Origin of the sequence: Enterococcus sulfureus ATCC 49903, from assembly GCF_000407605.1 — a bacterium.
GTDB classification, from domain to species: domain Bacteria; phylum Bacillota; class Bacilli; order Lactobacillales; family Enterococcaceae; genus Enterococcus_G; species Enterococcus_G sulfureus.
On record NZ_ASWO01000001.1, the window covers coordinates 689152 to 714579 of the forward strand.

Genomic DNA, 25428 nt, shown 5'->3' on the forward strand with positions numbered 1-25428 from the left:
AGAATGACTATGATTAAATTATTATTGGTTGAAGATGATGTGACGCTCTCTGAAAATATTAAAGAAATCGTCTCATCGATTGGGGAAGTTACACAAATGTATACTGGTAGCGAAGGATTATTTGAAGCAGAAGCTGGAATTTATGACTTGATTATCTTGGATCTAATGCTCCCTGAAATGAATGGATATGAAGTGTTAGCCAACTTGCGTAAACAACAAGTACAGACACCGGTGCTTATTTTAACAGCTAAAGATGGTTTAGAAGATAAAGTTGAAGGGTTTCAAAAAGGAGCAGACGACTATCTGACAAAACCTTTTTATCGGGAAGAACTATTGATGCGTGTGAAAGCTTTATTAAAACGTTCATTAGGATTATTTGATGAACAAACCTTAAGTTACGGAAAATTAAATTGCCAGTTGACGAATAAAGAAGTCCGCTTTGGCGATCAAATTTTACCGATTCAAGGAAAAGAATTTGAATTACTTGTCTATTTTATTCAAAACCAAAAAGTTATTTTAACAAAAGAACAAATTTTTGATCGTATTTGGGGATTTGATTCAGCTACGACCTTAACCGTAGTCGAAGTTTATATGAGTCATTTGCGTAAACATTTACGAGATACGGGACTAGATAAAAAATTCCAAACTCTGCGAAATGTTGGATATCTTTTACAAGAGGCCGATGCTCATGAAGGCTAAATTACCAAATAAACAACGAATACGATTATTTTTAGCCAATGTATTGGCTTTCGCCTTAGTCTTTTTTGCTTTAGGTGTCATCGTCTTGCAAGTACTCTCCTTATCTGCTTATCGCGAAACGGATCAACAATTAACACAAACAACGAGCGATTCTCCTACTGTACAGTTAGAGATTACCCGTTATCAAGAAAATGATCCAACCCTTCATTTAGACGAGAACAAACCCTTTAAAGAAGGTCCAAAACCCATGTTTAACAACCAAGTTATCCTATGGTCAAAAGATGGAACAATTTTAAACAAAGAAGCATTGGGTAGTCGATACGCACAATTTGAATCTTTGACTCTTTCTACTAAAAATTTGGACTCGATCCAAACGGTTCAGTTAGAAGATCAATCGAGTAATACTGCAGATTTTCGATCCATCATTCGAAAAGCTCCGGAAAATGATGCCAATATTGCTTATGTACAAGTATTAGCCAATACGAATCAAATCAAATCGGCATTAACAAATTTCCGTGCGATCTTGATTGCGTGTATGATCATCTTTTGGTTTCTATCAATCGGGATCAGTTTTTTATTAGCTAATCTCTCCATGCGGCCAATTGTAGCCTCTTGGAAACGTCAGCAAGAATTTGTTGAGAATGCTTCCCATGAGCTTCGAACACCGTTGACGATCATTCAAAATAGTCTACAACATCTTTTTACTAAGCCGAATCATACGATTTTGGATGAGTCAGAAAGCATTGCGCAAGCACTGACTGAAACGAGGCGCTTGACTGGGCTAACCAATGATCTATTGACGATTGCACGCAATGATTCGAATCAACAAGTCCTAGAGTATCAAGAAGTAACGATTCAATCGTTTTTAGATGAATTGATCAAACCCTTCCAAGAAATGGCGCAATTAGACGATAAAGCATTACTGCTCCAGCCCCTAGATAATCCGAATCAAACTTGGGTAGTCGATCGTAAAAAAATTCATCAAGTACTCGTGATCTTGCTTGATAATGCATTGAAATATACTCGACCTCAAGATGAGATCTTTGTGGTAACTACTACTACAAATAAAGAATGGCGTGTTGCGGTCAGCAATACTGGCCCAAGCATTTCAGATCAGGATAAACAACACCTATTCGATCGTTTTTACCGAGAAGATCATTCTCGTGCTAAAGAAACGGGAGGTTATGGTTTAGGCTTAGCCATTGCTAAACAATTAGTGGAAGAACATCATGGCGAAATCATGGTAAAAGATTTTAATTACCACCATAAAGTGGGTGTGACATTTGAATTCAAGCTTCCTAAAAAATAACTCAATGATGAAAGAGACGCTGCCAAAATCCCTTGGTAGTGTCTTTTTTTATAGTCTCTTGAGTGACTTCTCCAATATTGGGGTACTCGTTTTGTAGCAAGTGATTAAACTCTAGGATTCCTTCTACACTTGCACATTGACGTCTCAGATCACCACTATCTTCCATTGTTTTAGCTTCTTGCAGCCATTCAACCAGTTGGCTTTGCTGTGCGTTTAAAACCGTTAATACTTCTTTTCCATCCAGTTTACTGACTTGTGTGGTTTGTTGATCTTCGAAAATCGTAAACATGGCTAAATAATCACGTAGATCAAATAAAAAAGTTTGCGCTTCCATTTTCTGTGTTGAAATCTCAATCGCTTGGCTCCATTCTTCGAGCGCTTGACTTGATTGAATCAATTCATCTGTAAGTGTCTCCATTTTTTCCATCTTATCACACCTTTCAACTCTAGTTTAACACAAAAAAAGTGTGCTGAATTTACTCAGCACACTTCATACTTCATAAGGAGGAATTATCCTTTATAAGCATCTAGGATAATTTGTTTCAATTCAGAGATCAATGGTTCTTTTGGATTAGCTGTTGTACATTGATCTTCATAAGCAAGTTCTGCCATGCGATCGACTGTTGAATCAAGTACTTCTTGTGTCACACCCTGTGCTTTCAAGCTCATATCGATTCCAACTTTCGCGCCTAGATCATGTACTGCTTGAGCTAATGCAGCAACTAATTCTTCAGTGGTATTGCCTTTTAGACCTAAGAAACGTGCAATTTGTGCATAATCTGTATCCGCACGGAAGTAATCATATTTAGGGAACATCGCATGTTTTTGTGGATCTTTCGCATTGTAGCGAATAATGTGTGGAAGTAAAATTGCATTGGTACGTCCATGAGGGATACCATATTCTCCACCAATTTTATGTGCTACTGAGTGACAAATACCTAGGAAGGCATTAGCAAAGGCCATACCAGCCATTGTTGAGGCATTATGCATTTTTTCACGTGCATCTGGATCTGCTGTTTTTACAGATTTTTCTAAGTTTTCAAAGACTAATTGGATCGCTTGTAAGCTTAATCCACGTGTATAATCAGAAGCCATAACAGAGACATAAGATTCGATCGCATGAGTCAATACGTCCATACCTGTATCTGCAGTTACTGAAGCTGGTACTGATAAGACAAATTGAGAATCGACGATCGCAACGTCTGGTGTCAATGCGTAATCTGCTAATGGGTATTTCACATGTGTTTCGCTATCTGTGATTACCGCAAATGGTGTTACTTCAGAACCAGTACCTGATGTAGTTGGGATACATACAAATTGTGTTTGTTCTGGTTTTTTAATTTTATACGCACGTTTGCGAATATCTAAGAATTTTTGTTTTGCGCCAAAGAATGATGTTTCTGGGTGCTCATAGAACATCCACATTCCTTTAGCCGCATCCATTGCTGATCCACCACCAAGAGCGATGACTGTATCTGGTTTAAAGTCTAACATCATTTCTGTTCCAGCATATACTGTATTTGTTGAAGGGTTTGGTTCAACATTTGAGAAGACTTCGATTTGAACATTGTTCTTACGGCGCATCAACACGTCGCGAACGGTATCGACATAACCAAATTGCACCATACCTGGATCACAAACGATCATGACACGTTCTACATTTTCCATGTTTGCTAAATACATTAATGAGTTCTTTTCAAAATAGATTTTTGAAGGTAATTTGAACCATTGCATATTATTTCTCCGTTTCGCCAAAGTTTTCACGTTGATCAAGTTTACTGCAGATACGTTACGTGATACTGAGTTACGTCCGTAAGAGCCACAACCTAATGTCAATGATGGTAACATTTCATTATAGATATCCCCAATACCACCTTCTGCTGATGGTGTGTTGACTAAGATACGGCATGCTTTCATGCGTAAAGCAAATTTGATTTGTACATCTTCATCTTCAGAATGGATAACTGCTGTATGTCCTAGACCACCTAAATTTAGCATCGCTTCACTTAATTCGATTCCGTGTTCTGTGCTATTTGATTTGATCATCGCCAAGACTGGAGATAATTTTTCACGAGATAAAGGATGCTGTGGTCCAACGCCATCGATTTCAGCAATCAACATTTTTGTTCCCGCTGGTACATCGATCCCTGCATCTTTCGCGATTGAAATGGCTGAATGACCAACGATTGCTGGATTTACTGCGTATTTGCCTTCGTTCATCACTGTGTTTTCTAATTTTTCCAATTCATCTGGTTTTACAAAGTAAACTTGATGCGCTTGGAATTCTGCTTTTACTTCATCGTAAATTTCTTTATCGACGATCACAGCTTGTTCAGATGCACAAATCATTCCGTTATCAAATGTTTTCGATACGATCAAGTCGTTGACTGCACGTTTAATTTTTGCTGTTTTTTCGATATATGATGGAACATTACCTGGTCCTACACCTAAAGCAGGTTTTCCAGTTGAATAAGCTGATTTTACCATTGCTGCACCACCAGTAGCTAAGACGATCGCAATCCCTGGATGGTTCATTAATCCTTGTGTTGCTTCGATCGATGGCTGTTCGATCCATTGAACACAGTGTTCAGGTGCTCCTGCAGCAATCGCTGCATCACGAACGATACGTGCTGCTTCAGCCGAACATTTTTGTGCACTTGGATGGAATGCGAAGACGATTGGATTACGTGTTTTTAAGGCGATCATCGCTTTAAAAATCGTAGTAGAGGTTGGGTTAGTTGTTGGGGTTACCCCACAAACGACACCGACTGGTTCTGCGATTTCGATCAAGCCTTTTTGTTTGTCTTCACTGATGATTCCTACCGTTTTATCATCTTTGATTGAATGCCAAATATATTCAGAAGCATACATATTTTTAATTGCTTTGTCTTCATAGATCCCACGACCAGTTTCTTCAACTGCCATTTTTGCTAACATCATATGATTATCTAAAGCAGCCATTGCCATCTCATGTACGATATGATCCACTTGTTCTTGAGTAAAGTCAGACATTTTACGCATCGCTTCATTTCCGCGAGCTGCTAATTCATCGATCATTGCTGAAACATCAAGTGTTTTAACTTCTTCTTTTTTTGCCATTGATAGGTTCCTCCTATTTGAGTTCAACTTGTTAACTTATTCACAAGAATACTATACCGCAGTTTTTTTTGTTTGTAAATAGTTTTTTGTGATTTTTTTCACTAAAAAATAAAAAAAAGAAAAAAGAGCTTAAAATCAGCTCTTTTTCTCTTTATTTTTCGATTTTATCTTCTTCGATTACGTCATCAACTTCAGTTTCAGCCAATGTTTCAGGTGTTTCTTCTACAATAACACTTGTAGGTGTTGTTGGTGGGGTTACTGTACGAATTGCCGTGCGATCAAATTCTAAAATAATTCCTTCGCAGTCGATCAATACGGTATTTTTTTCTTTGTTGACCTCAGAAATCACTCCATGTAAGCCACCAATCGTTACGATTGTACTTCCTGGTTGCATTGAATCCAATGTTTCCTGACGCTTTTGTTGTTGTTTCTTTTGTGAGCGTTGGAAGAACAACATCATTCCTCCAAAGAACACTAGCATAATGATTAATTGTAACATTTAAACACCTCTCCATATTCTTTTCTCTACTGTAGCATAAAACAACACAAGTTCTCTAGACCTTTTAGAAGTTTTTAGCGTTTTCTTTATTAAATCCATACTCTTCGAAGAAGGCTTGACGAAATTCAAGTAGATTATCATCCATAATAGCTTGACGAACTTGTTTCATCACATTTAACAAGAAGTGTAAGTTATGATAAGAAGTCAAACGAATCCCAAATGTTTCATCACATTTGATCAAGTGACGAATGTACGCACGGCTATAATTTTTACACGTATAGCAATCGCATTTTTCATCTAATGGTCTAAAATCACGTGCGTACTGAGCATTTTTTACAACTAAACGCCCTTGCGATGTCATACACGTTCCGTTACGCGCAATCCGTGTAGGCAGCACGCAATCGAACATATCGATTCCACGCATCACACCATCGATCAATGAATCTGGTGTGCCCACGCCCATCAAGTAACGTGGTTTATTATCTGGAATCAGTGGTGTCGTAAAGTCTAAAACGCGATTCATTTCCGATTTTGGCTCTCCAACAGATAAACCACCGATCGAATAGCCTGGAAAATCCATACTGATCAAATCTTTCGCGCTTTGACGACGAAGATCTTCAAAACCAGCTCCTTGGATAATACCAAATAATCCCTGACGATCTGGATTGGCATGCGCTTTTAAGCCCCGCTCAGCCCAACGAGAGGTACGTTCTACTGATTTTTTTACATAGTCATAGCTTTCATCAAATGGCGGACATTCATCAAAACTCATCATAATATCTGAGCCTAATTTATTTTGAATATTGATGGCCTTTTCAGGAGATAAGAATAATGGAGATCCATTTAAATGATTTTTAAAGTGAACGCCTTCTTCTTCGATATTACGCATATCGGCCAATGAGAATACTTGAAAACCACCAGAATCTGTTAAAATCGGTTGGTCCCAATTCATAAACTTATGTAAGCCACCTGCTTCTTCGACTAAATCTTCTCCTGGGCGTAACCATAAATGATATGTATTGCTCAAAATGATTCCTGCACCCATTTGCTTCAATTCTTCTGGAGCGATTGTTTTTACAGTAGCTAGTGTTCCAACTGGCATGAACATTGGGGTTGGAAACGTACCATGCGGTGTAATGATTTCACCTAAACGAGCTCCAGTATGTTTTTCTTTTTTAATTAAACGATAACGAATGGCTGGTTGCGACATTCATTTCCCTACTTTCTGATTTAAATTAAACTGCACTTTCCATCATAAGTGCAGTTTAGTTAATTTGCAAGCGTGTTTACTCTTTCTTATTTGTGATATAATGAATCATTCACAAGAGTGTATAAACTCAATTAATTTATAAGGAGGATTTATTGTGAAAAAAAATCGTGAATTAAAAACAGAAGCCAAAGCCATGCTAAAAGGCAACTGGATGGATGCCGTATTGCTAAACTTAGTACCAACTTTATTATTATTAGCAGTATTCTATCTTATTTTACTCCCTTCGTTTATGTTGATCTATCATTTTACAGGAGACGGTGCCTCAATTACTGCACAAAGCAACAGTGGGACAAGTTCAGGTGGTCAGTTTATTAGTGGATTAATCGGAACATTCTTTTCTCTTGCCGTAACGTGGACATTGCTTGACATGTTACGTCACAAACGTGAAAAAATCGTCCCATTTAAAGATGCTTTTCGCACGTTTACTTCTCCTTATGCACTGGTCATCTTCGTTGTATACTTACTACAAACGATTTTCATTGCATTATGGAGCTTATTATTGATCATTCCAGGTATCATCAAACGTTATTCTTATTACCAAGCTTACAATATTTTTTACGATACGTATGAACATACTGGTGAACGTTTAGGCTATCTTGATTGTATCACCGCTAGTCGTAAATTAATGAATGGTCATAAAGGACAACTATTTATCCTAGAAGTCAGCTTTATCGGTTGGCATATCTTAGCGATTATGACGCTAGGTATCGGATATTTATGGTTAAATCCATATATCGCCGCAACAAAAGCAGCTTTTTATGATGCTTTACCAAAAGAATTAGCCTAAAAAAAAGCCAAGTGTCGTCAGACACTTGGCTTTTTCATTTAAGCTTCTTCTGCTTCTTCCTCATCAGGTAAGCGATGGAATTTGATCAATTCGTTCACGAAAATTGGAACAAATGATAAGAAAATCGCAAGCAACCAATGATTGAAACTAATACGAACTAAACTAAACAGCGATTGTGTAAATGGAACTAACGCAATGACTGTCGTGATCACGATTGCTAAAATTGCCATTTCAAATAATGATTTATTTGAAGATAAGCGAACATTGAAAATCGAGCGTTCACTACGTACATTGAAAACATGTAAAATTGAAGAATACGCTAAAATCAAGAAGGCAACAGTTTGTCCAACTTCATGACTAGCATCGACCCAAGGACTAATAAAATCAACAAATGTCCCTAAGTAATAACCAAATAGCGTCACAACAGTAAAGATTGCGGCATTGATTCCAATTTTTTGGAGTAACCCACGCGCAAAGATACTTTCGTTTGGTGGAATTGGATCTTCATTCATGATGCCTTTTTCTGCAGGTTCTTTTCCTAGAGCAAATCCTGGTAATCCATCTGCAACTACGTTTACAAACAATAATTGAACGGCCGTAAACGGCGCGCCCCAACCAAATAACATCGCCAATAATACGATGAAAATCTCAGAGATATTACAACTTAACAAGAAATTCACGGCTTTGCGAATATTTTGATAGACTGTTCGACCTTGTGCGATTGCATCAACGATCGTAGCAAAATTATCATCTGTTAATACCATATCTGCAGCACCTTTTGCCACATCGGTACCTGTAATTCCCATCGCACAACCTACATCACTTGCTTTTAAGGCTGGAGCATCGTTGACTCCATCACCCGTCATTGCAACTGTTGCACCAGTACGTTGCCACGCTTGGACGATTCGAATCTTATCTTCCGGCGTTACACGTGCATAAACGGATAAGTTTTTTACTCGATTATCCAATTGTTGATCTGTCATTTCACGTAACTGGGCACCTGAAATCGCTTCTTGTGGTTTTGTTAAGATTCCGAGTTCCTTAGCGATCGCACTTGCGGTTACTACATGGTCCCCCGTGATCATAACGGTTTTGATTCCTGCACGTTTCGCTCTAGCAATCGCGCCTTTACTTTCTGGTCGCGGTGGATCGATCATTCCGATCAAACCTAGGAGCTGTAAATCTTTTTCTAAATAGTCAGACGTCATTTCTGTGGGTTCTTCATCGAATGTTCTAAACCCTACTGCAATAACGCGAAGTGCTTTTTTCCCGAAACGATCATTTACAACGGTTGCCTGTTCTACGTCACCATAACGAAAACGTGGCATCAAAACGTCAAAAGCTCCTTTCGTCACGGAAATATATTTTTTACCATGTTTATGAACTGTCGTCATCATCTTACGTTCAGAATCAAAAGGCAGTTCACCAATTCGGACATAAGTTTCGTCTAATTCATCTTTAGTATGGTAACTTTCTTCTAAAGAACGGACGATTGCAATCTCGGTTGGATTGCCTTTATATGTTTTTTCTTCGCCTTTTTCAATAATGACATCTGTACATAATGACGCGATTTTTAACACTTCGATCGCTTCTTCTGTCATCGCATCTTCTGCATCGACGACTTCGTCTCCGTGACGCCAGATACGACGAACGGTCATTTTATTTTGCGTTAGTGTTCCTGTTTTATCTGAACAGATGACACTTGCTGACCCTAGCGTCTCTACAGCAGGTAATCGTCTAATAATCGCATGTTTTTTAGCCATTTTTTGAACACCAAAAGCTAATGCTAACGTAACAATAACCATCAATGTTTCTGGAACAGCTGCCACAGCTAGAGAGACTGCGGTCATAAATAATTCTAAGAGTGGCTCACCTTGTAAGTACCCCACTAAGAACACGATAGCCGCTGCACCTAGTGCAATCAAGCTGATCCGTTTTCCTAATTGATTCAAACGACGTTGCAGTGGCGTAACCGTTTGACTCGTTCCATTTAGTAACGTTGCCACTTTCCCCATTTCAGACTGCATTCCAGTTGCCGTCACGATCGCGCGACCGCGACCATTCACGACTGTACAGCCTTTAAATACCATGTTCAGCTGGTCACCCAAACTTTCTTCCTCAGTTGTCTGGAAGTCAGCATCTTTCATTACGGGTTCGCTCTCCCCGGTTAACGCAGACTCTTCAACACGTAATTGGGAAGTTTGCGTTAGCCGAGCATCAGCTGCAATCATTGAACCATTTTCTAAAATTAAAATATCACCAACTACGATTTCTTCTGCGTCGATTTCTACTACTTGACCATCGCGCAAGACGGAGGTGACTTGTTTATTCATATCTTCTAAAGCAGCCAGTGCTTTTTCAGCATTTCCTTCTTGAACGATCGCCAAAACGGAGTTGATGATCACGATCGCGATAATCAATAATCCTTCAAATAAGTCACCATGTTCTGTTGAGAACGCAGTATAAAAAGATATTGCCGCTGCGACTAATAAAATAATCGTTGTAAAATCAGATAAACTATGCAAAATTTTTGAGAGCATCGTTTGTCCAGGTGGTTGTTCGAATTCGTTTCGCCCCTGTTCCTTTAACCGCTTTTGAGCCTCTGTGCTACTTAATCCTTGCGAAAGATCCACTTGGGTTTCTTTCTCGACTACATCAATTGTTTTTTTATATTCTTCCATTCCATTCCTCCTTATAGTCGTTCTATTTTTACTATAGCATGTTTCGTCAAACTGTTTCAAGAAATAGGGTAACGAAAAGTAAGGACTCTGTGTTTTTTTATACAAACTTAAAAAAATGTAAAAAAAGTACAATCTGATATCAGATTGTACTTTTTCAGGATTATTTTACGAACATTGCATCGCCGAAGCTAAAGAAACGATAACGTTCATCGATTGCATGTTGATACGCTTCTAGTGTAAATTCTCGACCAGCAAAAGCACTCACGAGCATCACTAGCGTTGATTTTGGTAAGTGGAAATTCGTTGAAAATGCATCAACCACTTTCCATTGATACCCTGGTTTAATGAAGATACTCGTCCAACCACTATCTTCTTGTAAACGACCATCAAATTTTGATCCAATCGTTTCTAGCGTACGAATCGATGTCGTCCCAACAGCCACAATTTTGCCACCATTGTCACGGACATCATTTAATTGATCTGCAGCTTCTTTCGTTAATCGATAAAATTCACTGTGCATGTCGTGTTCTTCAATATTATCGACACTAACCGGTCTAAAGGTTCCTAATCCGACGTGCAGTGTCAAATACACTAATTTCACACCTTTAGCTTGAATTTTTTCTAATAATTCTTCTGTAAAGTGAAGTCCAGCTGTGGGTGCAGCGGCGGAACCATTTTCCTTGGCATACACGGTTTGATAACGATCTGGATCTTCTAAACGCTCTTTTATATAAGGAGGCAATGGCATTTCACCTAATGATTCTAGAATCTCTAAGAAAATCCCTTCATAACTAAATCGAATGATCCGACCTCCGTGTTCTAATTCTTCTTCCACAACAGCTGTTAAACGACCATCCCCAAAGGTAATTTTCGTCCCTACTTTAGCGCGTTTAGCTGGCTTGATCAATGTCTCCCAACTATCGCCTTGTGTATTTTTCAATAATAGAATTTCTAGGTGACCGCCTGTTTCCGTCTTCTCACCGTATAAACGTGCAGGGAGAACACGGGTATTGTTCATCACCAATGCATCACCAGGATTTAATTCATCGATGATGTCATGGAAGTGTCGATCTTCCATTTCTTTGGTTTTCGTATTTAAAACCAATAAACGTGAACTCGCACGATCTTCTAATGGGGTTTGGGCAATCAATTCTTCTGGTAAATCAAAATCAAAATCTTCAGTTGTTAACATTCTACTTCACTCTCTCTACTTAGTTTGCCTATTTATTCTATCATTTTTTGAACAAACTTTACACTAGCCTGTTTAGCAAAAAAAGGATGCGACAGAAATCTGTCACATCCTTTAAAAAATGAGTAAACGGTAGTTCAAAAGTGATCAGCCTCTTGTGCTTAATGGAAAATATGGCTTTTCTTGATCATAGCACTTGTTTTCTTTTGGATATTTACCATCTTAGGTGCTGCATAAAGTCCGATAGCAAAAAATCCTAACGCGATCAATACTAATACGATGATGTCGATACGCGCATTTGGCCAGTAAACACCACCAGCTGATTCACGTAATAAATTCACCGCATACGTAAACGGTAGCAATGGATTGATCATTTGGAAGAATTTTCCAGATACTTGGATCGGATAATTCCCTCCACCACCTGAGATCGAGAGTACTAAGATAATGATCCCGATTCCTTTACCAAAATTCCCAAATAACGCAACAAGTACATAAATGATCATCATAAAGGTCAATCCGATCAATAGTGCGAAAATCACACTTAGTACTGGTGCTTTGACATCGACTCCTAATAAGAAGATATTTCCAAGTGTGACGATCAGTGTTTGGAAGATCGACATCGTTAAGAAGGTCAACATACGGGCTAAAAAGGTTTCACGTCTAGTAAAGCGTTTGTGTTCTTTTTTGCTTAAATGGAAATCTGTCGTTGCAATACTTGAAAATAATAATGCTCCTACCCATAAACATAAGGCCGTGTAAAATGGGGTACTTGCCGATCCATTATTTGCGATAGGATACATCGTTGTGGTTTTAAGATCGACTGGATTTGTAAAGAATTCACTTTCTTTTTGAACATCTTGTTTCATCAATTTGATAATTTGACCTAAATCAAGTGTCTCTTCTCCTTTGTTGATCGCATCGGCAGCTTTCGCAATCCCTTTTTTAATCGATGGCCAATCTTCCTGAATCAAGGTATTGGCTAGATTTAATGCGTTCTCAACATCCGGGAACTTCGCATTGACCGTATCTAATGTATTGGTAATATCTGTTTTTACACCAGGCCAATCATTTTGCATAAAATTACTAGCTAGTTGCAATTTATCAGCTACTACTGGCAATTCATTTTGATACAGATCCGCACCTTTGTTGATTGCAGAAATGATTTGATCCATATGACCATTTAACATTTCATTGGCATCTTTTAACTCTTGGCGAATCGCTGGAAGCTGTGCCTGATATTTTTCTAAAATCCCAATAGCTTGTGTAACGGTACCTTGTGTGGCATCAAGCAATTGTTTTAGTTGCGTATAATTGATTTCTCCCATCAAAGATTGTGCATTGTTTAATGTCGCGATCAGCTCTGTTAAAATCGTGCCAACTTTATCTCCGATGTTTAATTGTTGTACTTGAGCAATCGTTTGTTGAATCGATTGTGCTGTAGCATTTACGGTACTTAAAATCTCTTTGATCTGCGTGATCCCAGCGTCTGAAGTCACATCGATCTGGCTCAAACGTTGGGCCATACCATTCGCTAATGTTTGCGCATTGCGTAATTGTTCAATCGTTTGAGTAAATGCAGTAGTATTCGTTGTTTGTTGCAACGACTCTAAAAAGTCAGCAATCGTACCTAGTAACGTCGCTTGCGTTTCGAATCGTTTTTGCAAATCGTTCACTAAGGCTTGCAAGGCTTGTCGCTCTTCTGGAGTCAATTCATTCTTATCTAGCAGCGTTTGAATCTTGGCTGTAACTTTTTGTGTATCGCTCGCGAGTTGATTGACCGAACTTAGTGTCGTGTCGACTGAAGCTTGAATTGAAGGCAATGCGGTTTGCAATTGTTTTGCAAATGCTTCGACTGAAGTTGCCGTACCACTCGCCTGTTGACCAAGTTGTTCGATTTGAGGCCAAAGTGTTTGGACTTTTTCGATGACTTGCAATCCTTCTTTGGCTTCATTAACACCTTGTGTCATCGTTTGTTCAACAGAATCAAAATCTTTATTGATTTCTGACAATTGATTTCCCGCTGCTTGTAATTCAGGAATTTTTTGTTGCAACGTTAAAATAACTGATGCTTGTTCTTTGATACTTGGCATTTTTCCATTCAATTCGATAATTTTAGATCCCAATTCATCGACTTGTGGTAAATAGCCTTTTAGTTCATTGGCTTTATCTAATTTCGATTTTAATTCAGGTAATTTTTGATGTAAGGTGACTACTTCTGCCAAATATCCATCGATTTCACCCATATTACTATTCGTAGTTAAAATTAAATCTTTGATTTTATTGATCGATACTAAGTTTGTTTCAATATCATATCCAACATCTTTTAACGCTTTAAATAATGTAGAAGATGCTGTATTGATAAAATTACTACTGATTTCTTCTTTCAAACTTTGTGCACCTTTATCTGTGATCTTAGGTGCGATAGCATTGATTTTTTCATTAAAATAATAATTGATCGTCGGCTTTTTGATTTCGCCTTTTGTAAAGCTGATCAAATCCTCTGAAAAATTCTTTGGTAAATAGATTCCAGCATAATATTTCCCTGATTTTACGCCTTCTGTAACTTCTTCTTTTGAATCGACAAATTGCCAACCCAACTGATCATTTTTATGTAATTCTTCCAATACTTCTTTTCCGATATCAATATCCTTATCTTTGATCGTAGCTCCTTTATCATCACTGTAGATCGCAATTGGAAGTTCCCCAGTATTGCCATAAGGATCCCATAGCGCTTCAATGTTGAACCATGCATAAAGTGAGGGTAAAAACATTAACGCAACTATTAAAAATGCAGCAATCGGGATTTTAAAAACTCGCTGCCAGTCTAATCGATAAAGGTAAAATACATTTTTTATTTTTTGCACTTCATTCACCTGCTTTTTTAGTCTCGATGTTTAAATTATCATGTTTCACAATAGTTTTCCACGATTGAAAATTTGCAGAAAGTGTTTTTTAGACAAAACAACTTATTTGTCTATTTTATAAAAAAAGACGAGGCAATGAAACACTGTCTCGTCTCCTTATCCTAGCCTTCGCGATTTTTTTTCGCTGCCATACGTACGGCTTGTATCGTCGCTGCTCGAAAGCCATTTTCTTCTAGTGACTGTACCGCTGCAATCGTGGTACCTCCAGGAGAACAAACTTGATCTTTTAACACTCCAGGATGTTCGTTTGTCTCGATGACCATTTTTGCTGCGCCCAAAACGGTTTGAGCCGCAAATGCATATGCTTGTTGTCTCGTCATTCCTTCAGCGACCGCACCATCTGCTAGGGCTTCAATGAAGACATACACATAAGCAGGTGCTGAACCACTGACCCCAACTACTGCATCAATCAAACTTTCGGGTACCAATTCAGCACGACCAAAACTAGACATCACTTCTAGGACAGCCTCTTGTTCTTTAACAGAAACATTTTCTGTAACGGATACGCTGCTCATCCCTTCACCAACCATAGCTGGCGTGTTGGGCATCACACGAATGATTTTTTGATCACCTAATCCTTTTGTTAATTCTGAAATCGTCACACCTGATGCAATCGAACAAACTAACTTTGTATCCACCAATGGGTTTAGCGTAGGCAATAAGTGACGTAATATATTGGGTTTTACTGCTAAAATAACCAAATCTGCTTGCTTGATCATTTCTGCCATGTCCAAAATCGGTGTTACATGATATGTATCGACTACTTTTTCTAATGTCGGTGCGTAGCGATGATTATACACCAATATGTCTTGAGCTTGATACAATCGACTATCGATCATTCCTTTGATCATAGCTTGTGCCATATTTCCTGCTCCGATAAATCCAATTTTCAACATGTCAAAAAAACTCCTTTATTGATAAAATGAGGACACCTTTTGTTGGTTGACTACAACATATCCTCTAACCGGTGTCGATAACGTCTGCATTGAAAATGGAATTTGCCACTCCCATTCTTGTTCCCCTTGTTGAAAAATCCCTGTCGGATATTCCTGTTGTTCATCTGCTTTTTTGATTTTCACCAACAAACAATAGCCTTCAAATTCGATTTGCTGTCGACGTCTCATTTGGCGCAACTTTTTTACGATTTGATAGCCTAGTCCTAAAAGTGTCAAGATTATCAGTAGAAAAGCGATCATACTCATTTTGATAACAGACCACTTTCAGAAACTTTAAGATCAATCCCCACGCTGACCTTAATCGCTCGTTCGACTTCCATCATTTTTTCTTCATTCACTCGACAAATCCGATCTTTCAATCGTGACTTATCTAATGTCCGAATTTGTTCAGCTAAAATAACTGAATTACGCTCTAACCCCATTTTTGAAGCGGCAATTGGAATATGAGTGGGTAATTTGGGTTTTGCAATTTTTGCAGTAATCGCGACAACAATTACTGTCGGACTAAAATGATTTCCTAAATTATTTTGAACAATCAATACCGGTCGTACACCGCCTTGTTCTGAACCAACGACCGGAGATAGATCTGCAAAGTAGATATCTCCTCGCCTAATCATATACTTCCCCCTATTATTTATAAATTCTTGGTAAACGTTCTGAAAAGAGACAAGCCACTTCATAATGAATCGTTCCTATATGAGTTGCTACATCTTGTAACGTAATGGTTTTTTTATTCATTTCACCTACTAAAACAACAGGTGCATCAAGTGGGACTTCATGTGGCAGTCGCACCATAATTTGATCCATACATACTCGTCCTACAATTTCACAATACTGCCCTTCAATCAACACATGAAATCCTTGCATTTTCCGAATATATCCATCGGCATAGCCAATCGGAATCGTAGCGATCCACTCGTCTTCAAGTGCTTCGTACGTAGCTCCATACCCGATTTTACTTCCCTTAGGTACTTTCTTGACCTGAACGACTTTAGAAACTAATTCTAATGCTGGCATCAATGGATACGGTAATGCGAGTGTATTTCCAGATGGATTTAATCCATATAATGCAATGCCATAGCGAATCAAATTTCCTTCACTTTCTTGCCATAACTCGCTTGCACTATTTGCAGAGTGGATATAACGGGGACGGCTTGGTAAACTGGCGAGCACTTCTTCAAAACGTTGATTTTGCTGTTTCGTATACGTTTGATCGGCTTCGTCTGCAGTCGAAAAATGAGTAAAGATTCCCTCAATAAAAAACCCCTCACTAGCAGTTACCCTAGAAACCGTGTCACAAATCGATTCTATAGTAGTAAACCCAATTCTTCCCATTCCTGTATCGACTGCCATATGAAGTGCGATGTTATTTTCCCACGGCGTATGAGTATACCATTCGATCGCTTCTGTAAGCCATTGTGTCGTAGCAAGCGGGATCGCAAATTCATAAGTGCTAATGATAGGTAAATACTGAACATCTACGACACCCAGTATCAAGATTGGTGCAGTAATCCCCGCTTCACGCAATTCGATTGCTTCATCGATCGTAGCAACGCAACAGCCTTTGGCGCCTTCTTCTAGCGCGATTTTTGCAATAGGAACGGCACCATGACCATATCCATTAGCTTTTACGACCGCAAAAATATCTTCAGCAGCTTGACAATGGGCTTTTACCTGATGCATATTTTGGCGAATGGCATCAGAATCAATAATCAACTGGGTCGGGCGATGGTAAGATGTGACCACAGACATTCCTTCTTTCTTTTTCACCTATTTTGTTCTAATAATACTTGTGCAAAAGCTGTAGTATCTGTATGCGTAATGCTGACATGGACAGCTTCTAGTGGCCAAGGTGCTTTTGTAAAAGTTGGTGCACCTTTGTCAGTCGTTAAAATTTCTAAATCTTGAAATGTGACTTTGCCGATCCCAGTGCCAAAAGCTTTGGAGAACGCTTCTTTACATGCAAAACGCCCTCCTAAAAATTCGATTTTTCGATGCTTAGGAAGGGAGTCAAAATACGTATGTTCATGTTTAGTGAGCACTCTTTTTGCAAATGAAGGTTTTTCTTCAATAATTCGCGCAATTCGAGGAAGCTCAACTGCATCAATGCCGATTCCTTTAATCATTTATGTAAGTCCTTTTTCTAAAGTTAGTCTTATTCTACCAAAAAATCCCAAGAAAAACAGATATATTTTTTCCTTTTTTTGATAAAAAAAACAAGCAAGGCTTCATGCCTTACTTGTTTGATAAATTAATCTTGGTTTGAACGGATCACAAAGCTACGTTTGCTGTCTGAAGAACGACGGCTTCTTTTCGCGCCATCTTCACGTGGTCCACGATTGCGATCACGGTTTCCACCGCCATCACGATTACGGTCGCGGTTATCGCGGCCACCACGTTCGTCACGGCCACCGCCGCGGTTATCACGACGACGATTTCCGCCTCCGCCATTACGGTTACGGTTTCCACCGCCACCACGATTGCGATTGCCACCACCAAAGTTTTTCTTACCTTGAGGCAACGGGCGTTCTGGTGTAATTTTTACAGGTTCTTGATCAGCAGGATCTTTTGCTAATACTTTCAATAGTAAAGCAGCAATATCTTGTGCTGAATGATCTTGTAGTAATTCTTCAGCTGAAGCTAAGTAACGGTCTAAACCATTTTCTGCTAATTTTTCTTCCACTTGTTCAATTGCAGCGCCTAATTGACCTTTGAACGCTTCGATTTCACTTGGTGGACGTAGAGGAGTCATACGTTTTTTCGTTAAGTTTTCAATAACATGTAAGTAGCTCATTTCATTAGGAGTTACAAATGTTACAGACATTCCGCCTTTACCAGCACGGCCAGTACGACCAATACGGTGAACATAGCTTTCTGGGTCTTGAGGGATATCATAGTTGTATACGTGTGTTACACCTGAAATATCTAATCCACGAGCGGCAACGTCTGTCGCAACTAAGATATCAAGGTTTCCACCCTTAAAGTTACGTAATACGCTCATACGTTTTTGTTGAGAAAGATCACCATGGATTCCTTCTGCTTTGTACCCACGAGATTCTAATCCGCGTGCTAATTCATCAACACGACGTTTTGTACGACCAAATACGATTGTAAGTTCTGGTGATTGAACATCTAGTAAACGTGTCATGATATCGAATTTTTCGAAATCTTTTGAACGTACGTAGAATTGATCGATCAAATCAGCAGTCATTTCTTTGGCTTTGATTTTCACGTGATCTGGCTCATGCATAAATTTCACACCGATATTTTTGATCGCCGGTGGCATTGTTGCTGAGAATAATAATGTTTGACGTGATTCAGGGACTTTAGAGATGATTGCTTCGATGTCTTCTAAGAAGCCCATGTTTAGCATTTCATCTGCTTCATCTAATACTAATGTTTCTACAGTAGACAATTTTAATGTGTGACGGTTGATATGATCCAACATACGTCCTGGAGTACCGACTACGATGTGTGGACGGTCTTTTAATTGACGGATTTGGCGACTAATATCAGCTCCACCGTAAACGGCTTGTACACGTACTTTTTTATCTTTACCTAAGCGGTATAATTCTTCTTGCGTTTGGATCGCTAATTCACGAGTTGGTGCAATCACTAATCCTTGCAATTGTTGTTTCGTTGTATCGATTTTTTCTAACATTGGCAAACCAAAAGCAGCTGTTTTACCAGTACCTGTTTGTGCTTGTCCAATAACGTCTTTTCCAGCTAATGCTAATGGAATCGTTTCTGATTGGATTGGTGTTGCTTCTTCAAAGCCTGCACGTTCAATAGATGCTAATAGCTCTGGTGATAAATCTAATTCTTTAAATTTCAAATGAATCCTCCTATTGTACCATAATGACTTATGGCGCCCTCTTCTTAAAGGGTCTTGTCTTTTCGTTGAAGTGTTCATAGCTATATCCACCATCGTCCCTTACAATGGTAGACTCTCACCGAAAAACCACTTCTTGAAGGCATTAGAAAAGGCGAGACAATTGTGTACATTCCATTGTCTCCGCCTAGCATTGAATATCTGGCAAAATTTGCCTGTCTATTAAGATCCCTCAGCGGGAATTTAAGTTTCTAAATGATAACTTCGTCTTTCGGCACGTCACCCATTCTAACACAGGATGAAATTTACATCAAGTTTACAGTTTCAAGATTTCATATTCTTTCAAGTGAACTTTGAGCCATTTTTTCTAAAATCTCAGTCTTTATTTTTTGACTCGTAAAGGCATGTTCGATCCCTTGGCGTGCAATCAAACGTAATTGTGTTTCTGTTAGAGCATGTGCTTTAGCAATTTGATAAAACTCGTTGGTCAATGTCGTGCCGGATACGGTACGATTATCGGTATTTAAACAAAATGAAATCCCACGATCCAACCATTGACGAACTGGATAGGCTTCATAAGACGCAATGGCTTGCGTTTGAATATTACTCGTTGGACAGCCTTCAATACAAATCGTGTGGTCCAATGAATCAAGATCTTGCGCTAAACTAATTCCATGACCGATTCGTTTAGCTCCACGTGCGATCGCTTGATGGATATTTTGCGTACAACCACATTCACCGGCATGTAGGGTCAAGTGAACCTTTGTACTTTTTGCTACTAAATCTAAAGGTTCCGTAAACTCTAAAGAAAATCCATCTGCTTCTGGTCCAGCTAAATCAAAGCCGACGATCTTTGTTTCTCCACTGGCTAAAGCCTTGGTAAAGATTTCTTTTACTTGCACAGAAGAGGTGTTTCTCATGCCACAGATCAACATATTGCCAATAATCTCGTACTGGGTTTCAGCTTGGGCGATTCCTGTTGCTACAGCTTTGATGATTTGAGAGACAGTTAGACCTTTTTCCATCGATAAACTGGGTGCAAATCGAATCTCTAAATAAACCACACCGTCTTGCGCTGCTTGTTCCATTACGTCAAAAGCTGCGCGTGTTAAAGCTTCTGCTGTTTGAAGATACGGCAAGACATAATCAAAACAAACTAAATATTCTTCCAAATTCCGACACGTTTTAGAAGCACGCATCTTCGCTTCGATCTCGTGTAGATCTTCTTCGATTGACATCTGCTGCATCTTGGCAATGTCTTGTAATGTTTTTGGACGAATTGAACCGTCTAAATGACAATGTAATTCAGATTTTGGAAAAGCTTGAATTGATTCATAAGTAAACATGTAGTCACTCCTTTAGGGTATTTTTAGCATTATAGCGAGTCTTTTTCAAAATGTATATAAAAAAACAGACATTTCTTGAAAATTTCAGGAAATGTCTGTTTTTACTAATTGTTTTGTAAGAAAGTCACGATTTCAGCTAATCCCATTCCATTACTTCCTTTAAATAGAATACTATCTGTTGGAGTAATCCTTTGCTTCAACGCAGTCATCAAAGCTTCTTTTTCTGATTCTTTAAAAACATGATACGTTAACTCTGGATATGTTTCCGGAATCAACGCAGCCAGTGCTTCCATTCTTCGTCCATATAAATAAAGTTCATCATATCCTGCTAAATGAGAAGACATCGCGGCATGCATCGCCAATTCGTCTGGACCCAATTCTAGCATGTCAGCTAAAACAGCGATTTTTTTCCCAGGGACAGGTAATTTCCCAAAGCTGTCTAACACTAAACTCATCGCAGTTGGATTCGCGTTGTACACATCACTTAACAAATCCGCTCCATTGTAAGCTTTTAACCATTCCGTGCGTTGTTTGGTGAGTTCAAACGTCGCCAACCCATGTTGGATCTGCTCTGGAGCTACTCCTAGTAAACGGCCGATTTCAATCGCAATCAAGGCATTCGTCACATTATAACTCCCCAACACTGGGATTTCATAGAGTTGTTCTTCGACTAAAAAGCGCGTATAGTCCCGAGTCTCTTCTGAAATCTGCGCGGAGATCTCTCCTTCTCCAATACCAAACGTATAGACTTTTTGTGATAGTTTTTCTGTCAACGGACGAAGTAAAGGTTCGTTATAAGGGACAATCAATGCACCATCTAGGGCCAATGCAGCTGTAATCTCCATTTTTCCTGCCGCGATATTTGCTCGTGAACCTAGATTTTCAATATGTGCTTCGCCAATCATTGTGATGGCGGCAATATCTGGTTTTGCAATCGTGGACAGCAAGGTTAAATCACCCGCTTGATCCATTCCCATTTCTAAAACAATCACTTCTGTAGTCGATGGCATATGTAATAAGGTATAAGGTAAGCCAATCTCATTATTATAATTTCCTTGCGTTTTATATGTTTTAAATCGTTGAGAAAGAACAGACTCTGTCATATCTTTTGTTGTGGTTTTCCCATTACTTCCAGTAATTGCCACGACTTTTGGCGCAGTTTTTTCACGATAATACGTCGCCAAAGTTTGAAATGCTGCTAATACGTCAGTAACTTTGATACTTGTGATCGTAGAAGGTGCGGCTTCGTCTTGACTCCAAAATGTCGCGATTGCTCCATTTTCAATGGCTTGATCGATAAATTCATGCCCATCGCGCGCACCTGCTAGTGGTACAAACAAATTTCCTGGTTTGATTTTACGACTGTCAAACTCCACACCAGTAATCATTCTTGGGTCGCTATAATTCGCTGAAAATAAAGCGGCAACTTCAGTTATTGATAATTTCATTGTAAATTCTCCTTAAAAAAAGAGCCGAACGTAAATTCGACCCGACTCTTCTTGCTTAATTTGAAAGATCTGTAGCGTGATGTTGACGCTGTTGGTAGCGATTTAACCCTAATTGAATCAATTCTTCGATCAAATCACCATATTTAAGTCCTGTTTTTTCCCATAAAGAAGGATACATACTAAATTGAGTAAACCCAGGCATCGTATTTAATTCATTTAAAAATAGTTCATTTTTACTTGTCAAAAAGAAATCACAGCGACTAAGTCCACTACCACCAAGCATGATATACGCTTTTTTCGCGTACTCTTGTGCTTTTTGTTGAACCTCATCTGAAACTTGAGCTGGAATTTGCATTTCGATATTGTTGTCGATATATTTTGAATTGTAATCGTAAAAGGCCACATCTTTTACAATCTCTCCAGCAGCTGTCGTGCGCACATCTTCATTTCCTAAGACGGCCACTTCGATTTCACGCGCTTCGATCCCTTGTTCGATCACCACTCGTGAATCGTATTTATAAGCTTCAGCTAATGCTGCTTGCAACTCTAAACGATTCTCAGCTTTTGAGATCCCAACACTTGATCCCATATTTGCGGGTTTAACAAACATTGGATACAGTAATGAACCTTCACATTGTTCAAACACTTGTTTTGGATTTTCTTTCCATTGATGTTCTAGAACGGGCATATAAGGTACTTGCGGAATCCCTGCTGCTTGTAAAATGTATTTCGTCATGATCTTATCCATACCACACGCGCTTGTAACTACGCCTGCGCCGATATACGGCATATCTAATACTTCTAAAAATCCTTGAATCGTACCATCTTCTCCATTTGGACCGTGTAACAAAGGAAAGACGATCGTATCTTCTTCTTTGATATCTCCAGGTGCAATCGCTGTAGCATTCGCTGCTTCGCCTTCTACAGTCAAATGTAGTTGCTCGATCACGCTAGGTTGTTCAGTCAATAACGGCCCTTTTAGCCATTGACCTGTTTTTGAAATAAAGACAAGCTGTACTTGATAATAATCATAATAAATTGCTTGTAACACAGAAAAAGCAGACAAAATCGAGACATCATGCTCTGCACTTTTTCCCCCATATAACAATGTAATTTTCAAGAGTAGTTCCTCCTATAAGGTCTCTTATCAGAAATTTTTCTCCCCTATTTTAGCATAAAATACTTGTAAAGACACGTAATCTTTTAACGTTTTTCTATCTCTTTTCATTCAAATGTTGGGATAATTCTTTGCCTAATACACTCAAAAAATGCTTACGATCGTTTTGGGTAAACGGCTTAGGACCTTTTACTCGCTTTTTTTGTTTTCGTAATTCTGCATGTTCAAATCGCTGTAAAAGCAACAAATCGATTGTTTCTATTGTATATTCCATCCCAGATTGATGAAATACTCGTACCCCTTTTGGCAATAACAGTGAAGCGAGTCCGTAATCTTGAGTAATCACCCAATCGTCTGATTCGACTAATTTGACGATTTCATAATCAGCGCGATCGTGTCCTTTTTCCACGTAGATCAATGTCACAAATTCTGGATATTCTTTTGTCGTAAAATGAGCGATACTTGTCACGATCATAACTGGTAGATGATATTCTTTCGCAAGTTGAATCACTTCTTCTTTGACAGGTGATCCATCTCCATCAATGACTAAACGCATACTATTCTCCTTTTATGATATAGTCGAGCCTTTATTTGTAGACTTAGGATATAAAAAAAACCAACAGAAAAAATTCTGTTGGTTCACCAGTACTATTGCTAGTAGATGGGCCCATTTCCACATAGTTCCCATCCGACACCCTGCAAATCCGGCAGGTGAGTTTCCTCTTGTGCCTCTGTTGAGTAGTTGACCTAAGTCAACCGCCTCGGCTCATCGCATAACGATATAGTATCACAAAATAAGTAGAAAGCCTAGTTTTTTTCGTCTAAAATCGCACTGACCTTCGTCGTAATCAAGTCGATCGCGACATGGTTTTCGCCACCTTCTGGCACGATCACATCTGCGTAACGTTTTGTAGGTTCGATAAACTGATGATACATCGGTTTCACTACACCCAAATATTGCTCGATAACTGAATCGAGTGTACGACCACGTTCTTCGATATCACGTTTGATACGGCGGATGATCCGGGTATCATCGTCTGTATCGACATAAATTTTGATATCCATCATATCACGTAAACGTTCGTCTTCTAAAATCATGATCCCTTCTAAGATAATGACTTCTTTTGGTTCTTGAAGTACCACTTGTTCACTACGAGTATGTTGTACGTAATCATATACTGGAATTTCGATTGTTTTATATTCAACCAATTGATGCAAGTGTTCGATCAATAGATCCGTATCAAATGCAAAAGGATGGTCATAGTTAGTGGCTAAACGATCCTCAAATTTTAAATGACTTTGGTCTTTATAATAGGAATCATGTTCAAGCATCATAATGGAGTGATTTGGAAAATGATCTAAAATTGCTCGACTGACACTTGTCTTCCCACTACCGGATCCACCAGTCACTCCAATAATAATCGGCTTGTTCTTACTCATCTGTCTACCTCTTTCGTCTGCTTTTTCACACTTCTATCTATTATAGCGAATTTTGAATAAATTGCCATGCAAAACCAAGCATTTTTAAGAATTCATTGAAAAAAAGGCTTGCATTTTTCTAAATCTGTGTACTAGATGAGAGATGCTCCAATAATCCTGGCAATTCGTCTAATGTTTCGATTTGATACGTCGGTTGCGGCTGATTTTCGTCCAACTTTTCTGTAGACAACCAAATCGTATCGATCCCATTTTGTAGACCACCTGTGATATCTGAAGTGTAAGAATCCCCTACAATCACGAGTTTATCTTTTGGAATCGTGCGATTGGCATAAAAGATCGTATCAAAAAACTTTTTCGCTGGTTTTTGTGCACCGACTTCATCGGAAACAAAAATTTGATCAAAGTAGTCAAATAAACCTGCTGCTTTTAACCGTTTTCGTTGTGTTACCCCACGACTATTTGAGGCAACTTGCAAGAGATACCCTTCGTCATATAGTTGCTTTACGACAGCCAAACTATTGCCTAGTACTTGATGTTCTAAAGCTAATTGTGTACGAAAGGCCTGATTTAATGTTTTAGGATCTGCTTTGATCGCAAAATACGTCAGTGTTCGTTTAAACCGTTCCACAAGCATCTCTTCTCGGCGATCATTTTCTTTTTCGATAATCTTCCACACATCACGGTTCATCTGGTGATAGTAGTGTATCAATTCTTCTGTCACTGGAATGTCTTGCATCGTAAACGCATGGGTCAACGCTTGCGTTTCAGCGGCTTGAAAATCTAATAAGGTATCATCTACATCAAATAAAATCACTTGATACTTTCGCATAAC

At 38.8% G+C, this 25428-nt stretch carries 22 protein-coding genes; 3 read left to right on the top strand and 19 right to left on the bottom strand.

Annotation, left to right across the window (positions count from 1 at the left end; translation table 11 throughout):
* The first annotated feature begins 9 nt into the window (after positions 1-9).
* Complete coding sequence (locus tag I573_RS03165) at positions 10-699, top strand: response regulator transcription factor (protein WP_016185133.1); 690 nt, start codon at positions 10-12, stop codon at positions 697-699.
* On the top strand, positions 689-2008 hold the full coding sequence (locus I573_RS03170) for a sensor histidine kinase (protein WP_016185134.1): 1320 nt from the start codon (positions 689-691) through the stop codon (positions 2006-2008). The genes I573_RS03165 and I573_RS03170 overlap by 11 nt, the downstream gene beginning before the upstream one ends.
* 1 nt (position 2009) lies before the next feature.
* Here I573_RS03170 and I573_RS03175 read toward each other — a convergent pair whose 3' ends face one another.
* The 4 genes from I573_RS03175 to tgt all read right to left on the bottom strand — a co-directional run bounded on the left by I573_RS03175 (position 2010) and on the right by tgt (position 6816).
* A complete protein-coding gene (locus I573_RS03175) occupies positions 2010-2435 on the bottom strand; it encodes a hypothetical protein (protein ID WP_016185135.1) in 426 nt (141 codons plus the stop codon).
* Between the two features lie 83 nt (positions 2436-2518).
* Positions 2519-5107 (bottom strand): bifunctional acetaldehyde-CoA/alcohol dehydrogenase, encoded by a 2589-nt coding sequence (gene adhE / locus I573_RS03180; protein WP_016185136.1) that lies wholly within the window; start codon positions 5105-5107, stop codon positions 2519-2521.
* A 151-nt stretch (positions 5108-5258) separates the two neighbouring features.
* On the bottom strand, positions 5259-5606 hold the full coding sequence (yajC, locus tag I573_RS03185; protein WP_016185137.1) for a preprotein translocase subunit YajC: 348 nt from the start codon (positions 5604-5606) through the stop codon (positions 5259-5261).
* 64 nt (positions 5607-5670) lie between these two features.
* Positions 5671-6816 carry a tRNA guanosine(34) transglycosylase Tgt gene (tgt, locus tag I573_RS03190; protein ID WP_016185138.1) on the bottom strand — a complete coding sequence of 382 codons (1146 nt, stop codon included), beginning with the start codon at positions 6814-6816 and terminating at the stop codon, positions 5671-5673.
* Positions 6817-6970: 154 nt separating this feature from the next.
* Here tgt and I573_RS03195 point away from each other — a divergent pair, with 154 nt between their 5' ends.
* Positions 6971-7663, top strand: a complete 693-nt coding sequence (locus I573_RS03195) for a DUF975 family protein (protein ID WP_016185139.1) — start codon at positions 6971-6973, stop codon at positions 7661-7663.
* Between the two features lie 38 nt (positions 7664-7701).
* Here the strand turns inward: I573_RS03195 and I573_RS03200 are convergent, their stop codons facing one another.
* The 15 genes from I573_RS03200 to I573_RS03270 all read right to left on the bottom strand — a co-directional run bounded on the left by I573_RS03200 (position 7702) and on the right by I573_RS03270 (position 25425).
* Positions 7702-10344, bottom strand: a complete 2643-nt coding sequence (locus I573_RS03200) for a calcium-translocating P-type ATPase, PMCA-type (RefSeq protein ID WP_016185140.1) — start codon at positions 10342-10344, stop codon at positions 7702-7704.
* Between the two features lie 160 nt (positions 10345-10504).
* On the bottom strand, positions 10505-11536 hold the full coding sequence (gene queA, locus I573_RS03205; RefSeq protein WP_016185141.1) for a tRNA preQ1(34) S-adenosylmethionine ribosyltransferase-isomerase QueA: 1032 nt from the start codon (positions 11534-11536) through the stop codon (positions 10505-10507).
* A 158-nt stretch (positions 11537-11694) separates the two neighbouring features.
* Positions 11695-14397: a YhgE/Pip domain-containing protein gene (locus tag I573_RS03210; protein WP_016185142.1), complete on the bottom strand. Its 2703-nt coding sequence runs from the start codon at positions 14395-14397 to the stop codon at positions 11695-11697.
* A gap of 161 nt (positions 14398-14558) precedes the next feature.
* Positions 14559-15353: a pyrroline-5-carboxylate reductase gene (proC, locus tag I573_RS03215; RefSeq protein WP_016185143.1), complete on the bottom strand. Its 795-nt coding sequence runs from the start codon at positions 15351-15353 to the stop codon at positions 14559-14561.
* A 15-nt stretch (positions 15354-15368) separates the two neighbouring features.
* The gene (locus I573_RS03220; protein ID WP_245555058.1) at positions 15369-15581 is read right to left on the bottom strand and encodes a hypothetical protein; all 213 of its coding nucleotides are present in this window, start codon (positions 15579-15581) and stop codon (positions 15369-15371) included.
* A 74-nt stretch (positions 15582-15655) separates the two neighbouring features.
* Positions 15656-16030, bottom strand: a complete 375-nt coding sequence (locus I573_RS03225; protein ID WP_016185145.1) for a type II toxin-antitoxin system PemK/MazF family toxin — start codon at positions 16028-16030, stop codon at positions 15656-15658.
* Positions 16031-16043: 13 nt separating this feature from the next.
* A complete protein-coding gene (alr, locus tag I573_RS03230; protein WP_016185146.1) occupies positions 16044-17159 on the bottom strand; it encodes an alanine racemase in 1116 nt (371 codons plus the stop codon).
* A gap of 20 nt (positions 17160-17179) precedes the next feature.
* Positions 17180-17539: a holo-ACP synthase gene (acpS, locus tag I573_RS03235; RefSeq protein WP_016185147.1), complete on the bottom strand. Its 360-nt coding sequence runs from the start codon at positions 17537-17539 to the stop codon at positions 17180-17182.
* A 125-nt stretch (positions 17540-17664) separates the two neighbouring features.
* The gene (gene cshA / locus I573_RS03240; RefSeq protein WP_016185148.1) at positions 17665-19248 is read right to left on the bottom strand and encodes a degradosome RNA helicase CshA; all 1584 of its coding nucleotides are present in this window, start codon (positions 19246-19248) and stop codon (positions 17665-17667) included.
* Positions 19249-19577: 329 nt separating this feature from the next.
* Complete coding sequence (gene add, locus I573_RS03245; protein ID WP_016185149.1) at positions 19578-20591, bottom strand: adenosine deaminase; 1014 nt, start codon at positions 20589-20591, stop codon at positions 19578-19580.
* A 104-nt stretch (positions 20592-20695) separates the two neighbouring features.
* Entirely contained in the window at positions 20696-22039 is a 1344-nt protein-coding gene (locus tag I573_RS03250; RefSeq protein ID WP_016185150.1) for a UDP-N-acetylmuramoyl-tripeptide--D-alanyl-D-alanine ligase, read from the bottom strand.
* 55 nt (positions 22040-22094) lie between these two features.
* Entirely contained in the window at positions 22095-23159 is a 1065-nt protein-coding gene (locus I573_RS03255; RefSeq protein WP_016185151.1) for a D-alanine--D-alanine ligase, read from the bottom strand.
* 94 nt (positions 23160-23253) lie between these two features.
* Complete coding sequence (locus I573_RS03260) at positions 23254-23712, bottom strand: YaiI/YqxD family protein (RefSeq protein WP_016185152.1); 459 nt, start codon at positions 23710-23712, stop codon at positions 23254-23256.
* A 251-nt stretch (positions 23713-23963) separates the two neighbouring features.
* Entirely contained in the window at positions 23964-24596 is a 633-nt protein-coding gene (udk, locus tag I573_RS03265) for a uridine kinase (protein ID WP_016185153.1), read from the bottom strand.
* Between the two features lie 118 nt (positions 24597-24714).
* Positions 24715-25425 (bottom strand): YjjG family noncanonical pyrimidine nucleotidase, encoded by a 711-nt coding sequence (locus I573_RS03270; RefSeq protein WP_016185154.1) that lies wholly within the window; start codon positions 25423-25425, stop codon positions 24715-24717.
* Between the last annotated feature and the right edge of the window lie 3 nt (positions 25426-25428).

Coding starts and splice junctions, on each gene's coding strand:
- queA (WP_016185141.1), bottom strand. CDS start 11,536: ATGTTAACAACTGAAGATTTTGATTTTGATTTACCAGAAGAATTGATT.
- add (WP_016185149.1), bottom strand. CDS start 20,591: ATGTTTACTTATGAATCAATTCAAGCTTTTCCAAAATCTGAATTACAT.
- adhE (WP_016185136.1), bottom strand. CDS start 5,107: ATGGCAAAAAAAGAAGAAGTTAAAACACTTGATGTTTCAGCAATGATC.
- udk (WP_016185153.1), bottom strand. CDS start 24,596: ATGAGTAAGAACAAGCCGATTATTATTGGAGTGACTGGTGGATCCGGT.
- I573_RS03170 (WP_016185134.1), top strand. CDS start 689: ATGAAGGCTAAATTACCAAATAAACAACGAATACGATTATTTTTAGCC.
- I573_RS03175 (WP_016185135.1), bottom strand. CDS start 2,435: ATGGAAAAAATGGAGACACTTACAGATGAATTGATTCAATCAAGTCAA.
- I573_RS03270 (WP_016185154.1), bottom strand. CDS start 25,425: ATGCGAAAGTATCAAGTGATTTTATTTGATGTAGATGATACCTTATTA.
- I573_RS03250 (WP_016185150.1), bottom strand. CDS start 22,039: ATGAAATTATCAATAACTGAAGTTGCCGCTTTATTTTCAGCGAATTAT.
- I573_RS03165 (WP_016185133.1), top strand. CDS start 10: ATGATTAAATTATTATTGGTTGAAGATGATGTGACGCTCTCTGAAAAT.
- tgt (WP_016185138.1), bottom strand. CDS start 6,816: ATGTCGCAACCAGCCATTCGTTATCGTTTAATTAAAAAAGAAAAACAT.
- acpS (WP_016185147.1), bottom strand. CDS start 17,539: ATGATTAAAGGAATCGGCATTGATGCAGTTGAGCTTCCTCGAATTGCG.
- I573_RS03220 (WP_245555058.1), bottom strand. CDS start 15,581: ATGAGACGTCGACAGCAAATCGAATTTGAAGGCTATTGTTTGTTGGTG.
- I573_RS03200 (WP_016185140.1), bottom strand. CDS start 10,344: ATGGAAGAATATAAAAAAACAATTGATGTAGTCGAGAAAGAAACCCAA.
- yajC (WP_016185137.1), bottom strand. CDS start 5,606: ATGTTACAATTAATCATTATGCTAGTGTTCTTTGGAGGAATGATGTTG.
- I573_RS03260 (WP_016185152.1), bottom strand. CDS start 23,712: ATGCGTTTAGTCATTGATGGAGATGGATCACCTGTCAAAGAAGAAGTG.
- I573_RS03225 (WP_016185145.1), bottom strand. CDS start 16,030: ATGATTAGGCGAGGAGATATCTACTTTGCAGATCTATCTCCGGTCGTT.
- proC (WP_016185143.1), bottom strand. CDS start 15,353: ATGTTGAAAATTGGATTTATCGGAGCAGGAAATATGGCACAAGCTATG.